This window comes from Paenibacillus sp. yr247, from assembly GCF_900103825.1.
GTDB lineage: Bacteria > Bacillota > Bacilli > Paenibacillales > NBRC-103111 > Paenibacillus_E.
Genome location: NZ_FNIF01000055.1, coordinates 1 through 9,213, shown reverse-complemented (window position 1 = coordinate 9,213; position 9,213 = coordinate 1). Strand labels below are relative to the sequence as shown.

The window sequence follows — 9,213 nt, the reverse complement described above, 5'->3', positions numbered from 1 at the left end:
CGCTGTTCACATGTAGCCATGGAAAGTACAGGCGTCTTTTGGAAACCTATCGTCAACTTACTTGAAGCCGAGGACATTCAATACCTTGTCGTAAATGCCCAGCACATGAAGGCTGTTCCCGGTAGAAAGACGGATGTGAAAGATGCTGAATGGATTGCAGACCTGTTACGTCACGGATTACTTACTGCAAGTTATATTCCAGATCGGAACCAGCGTGAGCTGCGCGAGTTAGTTCGTTACCGGCGCAGTTTAATTCAAGAACGAGCTCGTGAACATAACCGGGTACAGAAAGTTCTAGAAGGAGCTAACATTAAACTTGCTTCTGTCGCCACAGATATTATGGGTCTTTCCAGTCGTGACATGATACATGCGATGATTAATGGCGAGGAAGATCCGGAAAAACTCGCTAGCTTCGCACGCGGAGTCATGAAGAAAAAAAAGGAAGAACTTGAGCTTGCACTTCGGGGTAAGATGAGTGCACATCAACGCCTTATGCTAAAAACCATGCTTACCCACGTGGATTTCCTCAACGAACAAATCACGGATTTGGACGCGGAGGTAGCTGGGCGGCTAGACCCTTTTCAAGAAGACATTGAGCGACTAGATACGATTCCTGGAATTGCCAGACGTACCGCTGAACAAATATTAGCCGAAATTGGAACAAACGTCGGTTCACGGTTTCCAAGCGCTGCCCATCTTTGCTCATGGATCGGTCTTGTACCAGGACTCAACGAAAGTGCTGGTAAACGAAAACCTTCGAGAACTCGCAAAGGAAACAAATATCTCCGATCGGCACTTCTAGAAGCTTCACAATCCGTATGCAGATCTGATAATTATCTCGGAGCCCTATACAGGCGAATCGCAGCACGTAGAGGTGGTCGTAAAGCAGCTGTTGCTGTTGCACACGCCATCATGAAGATCGCCTACCACCTCTTAACTCGCAACGAAGATTACCGAGATTTAGGTGCTGATTATTTTGAGAAACGACAGCAAGATGTCATCGTCAAACAATCCGTTCGTAGGCTAGAGAGTCTTGGCTTTACCGTAACAATCTCAGCTCCCAACGCCTCATAATGCCTCGCTCATATTAAAACATGAGACGCAGCCTTTTGAAAAAAACGTCATATGTGAGATTTTCAGGGTAGTTCAATGGAACGATGATTTACTTTTCTCTAAACGTCAGTGCACGAATTGCGAATTTAGGTAAGATCAACTGTCGCTTCCATCTTGAAGGTTGTTGAATCAACCTGAAAAGCCATTCTAAGTTTAGCCGTTTCCAACTTTCTGGAGTCTCTTTTACTTTTCCTGCAATTACATCAAGACTACCTCCAACACCAATAGCAATCTTCGCATTTAATTTTGATTTATTATTATGAATCCATCTCTCTGCGAATGGTGCTCCAAGTGCAACCACTAATATATCAGGCTTTAGGTCACCAATTTCTTCGATAATCTTATCTTCTTCAGTTTGCTTAAAGAAACCATGGTGCCTACCTAATATTGAAAGGTCAGGATACTTTTTGCGAATAACCTCACAGACTTTTTCATTAGTGATAGGATCTGCACCCAGAAAATAAAATGACCATCTCTTTTGATTACCAGAATCAAGTAACCTTAACAACGTGTCGTACCCAGTAACTCTTTCGGGAAGATTTCCGCCTCTTAAACGAGACACCATTACAATTCCAATACCGTCAGCTGTAATCAGACCTGCTTCATCAACTATTGAGCGTAACGATGTATCTTTTTGACAAGCGATGACGATCTCTGGGTTAACCGTTATTACATGAAAGAGTTCGGATCTTTTCTCTTCAATAACATCAGTAAGAACCTCTATAGTTCTGTCTAACGTCATTTTTGGAAATTTAACTCCCATTACTGTAGCGTATTTCTCCATATTGGTTTGTCACCCTCATTAAGTATGTTAACCACATTTTAACATGGATTATATTACCATGCTACACTGCCCGTTGCACAGCAGGCCACCGAGTTTATCACCGGCAGCCTGCTTGATCTTTGTTATGGAGCTATCGTTATCCGTTAGTTGAATGATGATTGTTATTTTAAAAAGCTGACTATATCTTCAAACCCTTTTTGAATTGCAAGGTCAAGAGCAGTTTCTCTATTCTTATTAACTATATTTTTGTCAGAACCGTTTCCCACTAAAAGCTTAACAATATCCAATTCTCCCCCTCTTGAAGCTTCCATTAATGCTGTATTACCGAATACAGTTTCTGCAAAATTAATGTTTTTTGTGAAAGGGATGAGAATATCAACAATATCCTTATAACCCTTGTATGCTGCATCAATTAGAGCAGTCATCCCTCTTTTTGTATCTGACGTATCTGGATTAGCACCAGCCAATAACAACTCCTGTACAATTTGCGGTTGGTTATAGTATGTTGCTAATCTAATTAATGGGCTATATTTTATGATTGTATTTGGATTCAATCCTAATTTTAAAGCTTTCCGAAATTCTAAAGTTTCACCATGCTTCAATAATTTTTCAAGCTGTTCATGGCTTATAACGTTCATTTTATTCCCCCTTGAAATGCAGATTACTGCACGTTAGTTAAACAAATTCATCTTGCAATACGATCTATCCTATAGCTTCGAAAAGCCTTTCAATTGGAAGAAAAAAACTCGGCAGATTTACCCGCGCGGTCATTGAATACAACATGCATTACATTGTCTTTAGAAATAGCCTACAGCATACCATATTGAGAGGCCTTTTCGCAGAGTAACTTTAATGATTCCTAGAGGACTTAATACGATTATTTAAAATGAGGTGGAAGAAGTCCATGACTAAGCGAAAATCAACTACACCTAAAGGAAGGAAAAATTCATCCGTAGTGGTGCCCGGAACTGAAGAAACGAAGGAAATAAAGATTAGTTCTACAACCGGTTCGCCAAACCATACAAGGGCCACTGGGGCTTACAGCAACAGTGCAATTGCAATGATGCCGTCTGGACAGTCGGTCCCCACATCGAAGCAAGAACAAACCCTCGGCATTAAGATCGCGAGGGCTATGCTTTCTGGCCCGCGACACATCACCAAGGATGCAACAGTTGTAGAATTGGATGCAGCCGGCAACCTGATCATCCTGCGTCAAGGCACCAACGATTGGATCTGCTTTCCCGGAGACGAAAATCAGATCGGCAATCCTCCTATGTGCGCAGATCACATGGGACTGCAATGGATGATGGACATCATGGCCAAGAAACCGAGACCCACGAATACTGCTCCAGGCATCATCTATATGCTGTGCGGAGCTACGCAGCATAGTAACACCGACCCGTTCGATAGATCAAGCCCGGCAATCCCGGTTGGACCGCACTGGATGATAATTTGGCCTTTTGACGCCAAGAAGTGCGGACTGCCCAATACAATCAGGGATGCGGGTGCCTGGGTGATGTTCGATGGCACACCTTACGCCTATCTGCACATCTGCGGCACACTTTGGGTGGGCAATATTTACAATGAGAAGAACCCCGGCGATCAGGTTCCGATCTGGACCATGGTGTATGGATCGCGATCAGAGCCATAATATTGGCAGCAGATGTGTCCGCTGCAGCTGGTAATCTTTTACCTTCGTGAAATTGTTGAGCTATCGTTCGCCGTTAGATTAATAAATAATGCAAATGTTAATAGATGGTTCCTAAAAATGATACAAACAGCTCTTTCTTCTTGTGGTATTCAGGTGAATCAGAGAACAACAAACCACATACATACTCTATAACCACTTTTCGACTCAACAGTGTTTTTCCTGAGGTTTTAAAACCACAATCTTTGCAGTTAAACCCACATCCGTCTTGTACGTACAAACGCTGAAACTTGGATCGAAAACATTAAGGTAATAAGATTTTTTATACGAAAATAAATAGAGAGAGAGCCCACGACCATCTGTGGCTCTTTTCAATTTGTGCACAAATGCCCACTCTCATTGCATATGGTGGAAGCAATGTATGATCAGTTCATTCGGAGGAGTATAGTCCCAACTTTAATTTCAAAGGAGATAATCATATGTGGAATAGCTTCCCAGCATATCCCGATAACAGACAAGGGATTTCGAACATTTTACAATGTATGAATAAATGGGTGACCATCCAATTAGAAGATGGGACTAATTTGCAAGTCAACGTGACCTCTGCCGATTTCAACTATGCAACAGGATTTTTGACCCGCCAATCTTATAACTCCTTAGTTTGCAACGGGACTGCCATTCAAAATTCACAACAGGCAGAGGCTTGCAAGGGTCAATGGGTCCAGCTTGTTCTTCCCAATCATATTTCGCTCTCGTTTTATTTGACTCATTATAATGATCAAATGGTCGGGGGCAGTTTCCAATCGACTCAGCTTCTCGGACTATCAAACCGTGTCACTTCAGTTCAATGTTGAATAGAAGCAGGTCTCGTGAGATGAACTGCACCCCAATCGTTAGATGGTGTCTAACAATTGGGGTGCAGTTCATAATTATACGGCTGCCTTCATGCTGTATTGATTGAACTATCGTTTTCCGTTAGCGCAATAACATAAGTACATCATCCTTCATCCTGCATCCCATATTTACTGAAACGGTGATACCATCCATCTTCTGTAAACAGTTCTCCGTGCAAGCCATCACTAACTTCTGCTAAATTGACATCATCTACAAACATCTCGATCTTGTCACCAAGTTCGTGCGCTTCTTGTAAACCAAATAATAGGTCATGTAAGCCACGATCGATACAGCTAATTACGACTTTATGTATAATTTCTTTTTGTTCTTCACTGAATTGTTCCAATTGACTTTGAATCAGTTGCAACGATGGTGCTTTCCATTTTCCCATTCTTAGCATGAAACTCTCCATCTGTTGAATTGGAAAATAACAAAATCAATCCAACTTGCTATTTTTTCGGCTTGAATTTTGCGCTATAAGCCTTAGCATCTTCGTCATCTACCAACCATCCGTATCTTTGAAGAAATTCCAACTTACGCTCATCAGTATCGTAGTACTCTTCTGTTCTTTTTCCTGGTACCCTTTCATTTTCTTTCGTTAAAAAAGCGACTAGATTCTCCCTCTCTATAGGAGACCGGCTCTCCGTCTTTTATATACTTACCGCAGTATACGTCTTTATATCCGCTGTAGGTTTTTTCATTTCCCACCATACCGTCTAATTTACCACTTGCCAATTTTGCGAGCAGCCCTTTTTCTTCATTAGTTTTCCCCATGCCAATCCTCCATAAGATGAACTTCAATATGCTCCGAATCGTAAGCGCCTATTGGATATTCTCTAATCCAACCCTCAATTTGAAATGCTTTACCACATTTTTCGCATTCACAGTTGTCTTCAGTATCAAAACTGTACACAATATCCGGCCCCATATCATCATCAAAACTGCTTTCATTTGATGTTTCATCCCACAGATAGTCCTCCAAATCAACTTCCTGCTTTGCACTACAGTGAGGGCACTTAACAGTACGCATAAGTGGGACAGGGCGATAATCATACATTTCATTCACATCCATGAACGCTTCGCCTCCCTGCTCTCTCTGCTGTATCTCGTTCCAGAAATAGTCAGTCGACATAGAGTCATAATGTACATCGTTTTCTAACAGCTCTTCCAAAAGAAGCAGCGAACCACTCATTCTTTTCATTTCTTCCTCTACCATACGCCTGCGTTCGATGATTGCATCTTGGAGCGTCCTTTCACCACCCTGCACCTTTTTGATATCTCCACAGGTCAACCCAGACTTTGTGAGTACGACCAGCTTTCTAAGTGTTGCAGTATCCCTCTCCGTATAATCGGCATTCTTGCTATCTGTGATAGCTTTTTCAGGAACAAATACCCCCTGTTTCTTGAAGTATTTAATTCGCTCCCTGTTGATGCCGAGACTTTCTGTAACTTCTTTAGTCTGCATTATTTACATCACCAACTTTCAATAAGCATCATACATCACGGGGACAATGTCCCCGTCAAGTGTGTTTTGCAAATAAATAATAAATTAATTCCTAAATACACTTTAGCTCATCAAATACCTATTTATTGTTGTCCAAAGAAACTGTTGATTTGATGCTGTTTTGGAGTTGAAAAAGCGTCAACTTTTGAAGAATAAGTTTTAGACTGATCTTAGGAATTGAAACAGCGACAGCCAAGGACAAGAAAATAAAGTCCTAGACTGTCGCTGTTTCGTTCAACTAACGTTCCCGAGGGAGCGTAATCGTTAGTTAAATGGCTTCCAGAACGGCTACTCTCATCAGTATTTTTAGGCTCACGGTTGACTCGTCCCGCCATGAATTGTCTTTGACTGAACACGATGTTCAAATATAAAGGGAGAGCCAGGTTACTTTTCTCCCCTTTTTTATTTCACGATGATTGGCAAGTCTTCGTGTTCTTCAAGTAGGCTACGGGAATTTCTATAAAAATAAGTGAAGGCAGTTCCCGTAATAAGAAAGTTGCTGAGAAAGAAATTGCTAACCCTAATTGGTTCGTCAATGCTCTTATACCTTACAACCCCAACTTTATTCACTTTCCCCGCCATTTGAAGGCCTAAGCTATTCGGGTGGCAAAACTCGGATAATTCGTCATAAACGCTTCTGAAAATCGGTGTTTTGTCTCCTGTGACTTTTTTGTATTCCTTGTCAGCAGCATCAATCATAGTCATAACATTGATTGGATCTGGCGCATGGGTAATTTCGCCTTTTGCCCTCATCCCTAGATTTAACCTTCTGAGCAAAGTCTCTAATTCCTCATAAGCAATTTCACCGCCATAAAAACTTTTCAGCTTCCTTAGAAATAACGCAACTGCACCCGTTATTTCAAAATGCGCCCTAGTGGTAACTGCAAACACCAACTCGTTGTTATTGTTTATTGAATCAATGACACCGCTAAATAAATACCAAGACCTATGGAGAGACATTTGTAAAAAGTGTAGACCATTTTGGCCTAAAAGTCTCTCTGGTCTTTCGGGTAATGGTACAAGTTTGGGGATGAAATATTCTTTATGGAACACTTCTAAGGCGTAGAGGTCGTCTATGGTGTCAATTTCTCGATCAATTTTTTTAATTGCCTCAATGGCTTCCTGTATTAGCATTGTTTTAACGCCCCACATTGATTTTTTTATAAGGAATTATACCATGTTTCACCCAACAACCTTCGTTAAAACTTTGTAATGCCTGAAACTTCACCCTGCACCTATATGTGGGGCCCCTGCTAAGTCGGGCTTGCTACGCATAACTGCCCTTTAGTTGAGCGGCGGCTTCAATTAGACAACCGCCGCTACAAACTTATAAGTAACGACTCATGTGACGGGTTTTTATATGAGCTTTAGCGTTACAAGAGCACTTGATTGTTCAATAGAGCAATCTACCCAATTATTGGGAATTGATGTATATTATTAATAGTCATATTGAAATCCTGCATACTTGATAAACCGCCCGCCTGGAAGGAGGTAAAACCGTGGATTACAAAATAATCGGCATGATTGTACTGGCGATTATAATAACAATAAGGTTCTACGCTAAATTTAAAGGAGCCAAGAACGACTATCCTGACGATGATCCCAGCAAATATACTCGGTAATGATTAAGGCGCATAAACTTATGTTTCGGTCTCGCCAACATTTTAACGTTATCTAAACGAGCGTCTGAAAACCCCTTGAGATTTAAAGCCCTTACACATTGTTTAGACGTATTTAATGAATACTTGTGGGAGTATCACAAAAAGCAGTCCAAAACTGGAACAATACAGTCTTGGTCTGCTTTTTTCTGCTATTCAACTCCCTCGGTATCCTTTAGTTCAATCATATTGGATCCTTTTAAAACCTTCTAGACAATATCCTTCGAAAGCTTCTGTTCCAGCAACAAACGGATATTTCTATCGAAAAGGTCAGGTATGTTCCAAGAAGAATATTTCTTAGGCCCTTGGACAGTTATTCCTTTTTCAAGAGGGACACCGTTTTCGATTAGATTGTTTAGCTGATTCACTACCTCCTCAAAGTATTCACGCATTGTTTTTATGTCCTTCATTTGTCCGACTTCTCCATGACCAGGAATTGCAACATCAATCTGTAGTTGTTCAACTCGTTTGAGGATTCTTACGAACTCTTCAGCATCTCCATGAAAGCATTGATTGTGTGATTGAACAGTTAGGAGATCCCCCATGAATGCTATTTTTTCTCCCGGCAGGTAAAGAAACGCATCACTCTTTGTATGACCACCGCCATAGGTGATCAACTTTGCATTGCGTTTAGTACCATAAAAAGTAATCTCATTCTCAAAAATAATATTTGGATATGTTACCTTAAGTGTCGGGACAGCCTTTCCGAATTCACGATAATCGCCTAAAGTTGTAAGCATTTGCTCTCGTTTGCTTTTATCGACTTCCTCTTCAATCTGAAGAGCAAATTTATCCGGGTAACCCGGATTAGATTTGATAAACTCCAACAAAGCGGTACCTCGTTCATGGATCATTTGACGTGTTTGATCAGTTGCAATTATACTAGCATCTGGAAATTCTTGGTTACCCAACATGTGGTCAGCATGCCCATGACTATTTACAACCAGTGTAACCGGACGCTGAAAAATCTGCTCTGCTGCATTACGAAGATCACGTGCAGCTTGTGGTGTATAGAACGTATCGAACACCAGTGTACGGTTACCTAGATCCACAATACCCGCATTTCCCATCGCACCGGTACCTGGAATAGCAATAGCTGCAAATACACCATCTATTATCTCTTGGAGTCGAAAGTGTCTTGATTTAAATAGCTCTTCTCTTATCATCGATCTATCACTCCTTAATAATCAAGCGGGCTTGATATAGCGTTTACACAGTATAGTCTACCACGATGTGGAATAATATGGGTTTAAATATTGTTACAATCATATGTAATTTGTTGCATAGTGATTTAGATTTTAGAGTGACATTTCAACTAACCTGCCCGTTAGGATAGGATTCACTTTTATTCATCATAGCTTTTTCTTATAACTAAATGGGATACTGTTTCCACTCTATCTAAAAGAACATCCAATATACCTTCTGGATACAACGGTTTTTGTTTCAATTGTTCGAAGGTACGCCAAGTTAATTTTATTTCTTCTCGCTCGTTTAGTTCAATCTTAGGTATCCTTTCCAAGGTATTTCCATATCCACCTCATTCACTCCACACCATCTGTCGGGAATGAGATAAAGTTCTTGTCAAAATCGGGAATGGGATAAAGTTCTTGTC

At 40.9% G+C, this 9,213-nt stretch carries 10 protein-coding genes; 3 read left to right on the top strand and 7 right to left on the bottom strand.

What is annotated here, in order from left to right; genetic code table 11:
* A partial coding sequence (locus BLT91_RS29805; protein WP_090827823.1) for an IS110 family RNA-guided transposase occupies window positions 1-1,074 on the top strand: 1,074 nt, incomplete at its 5' end.
* An 88-nt stretch (window positions 1,075-1,162) separates the two neighbouring features.
* Here the strand turns inward: BLT91_RS29805 and BLT91_RS29800 are convergent.
* A complete protein-coding gene (locus BLT91_RS29800) occupies window positions 1,163-1,897 on the bottom strand; it encodes a WecB/TagA/CpsF family glycosyltransferase (protein ID WP_090827822.1) in 735 nt (244 codons plus the stop codon).
* Between the two features lie 161 nt (window positions 1,898-2,058).
* Window positions 2,059-2,535, bottom strand: coding sequence for an ankyrin repeat domain-containing protein (locus tag BLT91_RS29795; RefSeq protein WP_090827821.1), 477 nt, complete (start codon window positions 2,533-2,535; stop codon window positions 2,059-2,061).
* Window positions 2,536-2,801: 266 nt separating this feature from the next.
* Here BLT91_RS29795 and BLT91_RS29790 point away from each other — a divergent pair, with 266 nt between their 5' ends.
* Window positions 2,802-3,548, top strand: a complete 747-nt coding sequence (locus tag BLT91_RS29790) for a hypothetical protein (RefSeq protein ID WP_090827820.1) — start codon at window positions 2,802-2,804, stop codon at window positions 3,546-3,548.
* Window positions 3,549-4,024: 476 nt separating this feature from the next.
* Window positions 4,025-4,399: a hypothetical protein gene (locus BLT91_RS29785; protein WP_090827818.1), complete on the top strand. Its 375-nt coding sequence runs from the start codon at window positions 4,025-4,027 to the stop codon at window positions 4,397-4,399.
* 143 nt (window positions 4,400-4,542) lie between these two features.
* Here the strand turns inward: BLT91_RS29785 and BLT91_RS29780 are convergent, their stop codons facing one another.
* From BLT91_RS29780 to BLT91_RS29760, 5 genes are all read right to left on the bottom strand, one after another.
* The gene (locus BLT91_RS29780; protein WP_141225120.1) at window positions 4,543-4,830 is read right to left on the bottom strand and encodes a hypothetical protein; all 288 of its coding nucleotides are present in this window, start codon (window positions 4,828-4,830) and stop codon (window positions 4,543-4,545) included.
* A gap of 194 nt (window positions 4,831-5,024) precedes the next feature.
* Window positions 5,025-5,213: a hypothetical protein gene (locus tag BLT91_RS29775; RefSeq protein ID WP_090827814.1), complete on the bottom strand. Its 189-nt coding sequence runs from the start codon at window positions 5,211-5,213 to the stop codon at window positions 5,025-5,027.
* The gene (locus BLT91_RS29770) at window positions 5,200-5,904 is read right to left on the bottom strand and encodes a helix-turn-helix domain-containing protein (protein WP_090827812.1); all 705 of its coding nucleotides are present in this window, start codon (window positions 5,902-5,904) and stop codon (window positions 5,200-5,202) included. Before BLT91_RS29770 ends, BLT91_RS29775 begins: the two co-directional genes overlap by 14 nt.
* A gap of 441 nt (window positions 5,905-6,345) precedes the next feature.
* On the bottom strand, window positions 6,346-7,077 hold the full coding sequence (locus BLT91_RS29765) for a hypothetical protein (protein ID WP_090827810.1): 732 nt from the start codon (window positions 7,075-7,077) through the stop codon (window positions 6,346-6,348).
* A 733-nt stretch (window positions 7,078-7,810) separates the two neighbouring features.
* The gene (locus BLT91_RS29760) at window positions 7,811-8,767 is read right to left on the bottom strand and encodes an MBL fold metallo-hydrolase (RefSeq protein ID WP_090827809.1); all 957 of its coding nucleotides are present in this window, start codon (window positions 8,765-8,767) and stop codon (window positions 7,811-7,813) included.
* Between the last annotated feature and the right edge of the window lie 446 nt (window positions 8,768-9,213).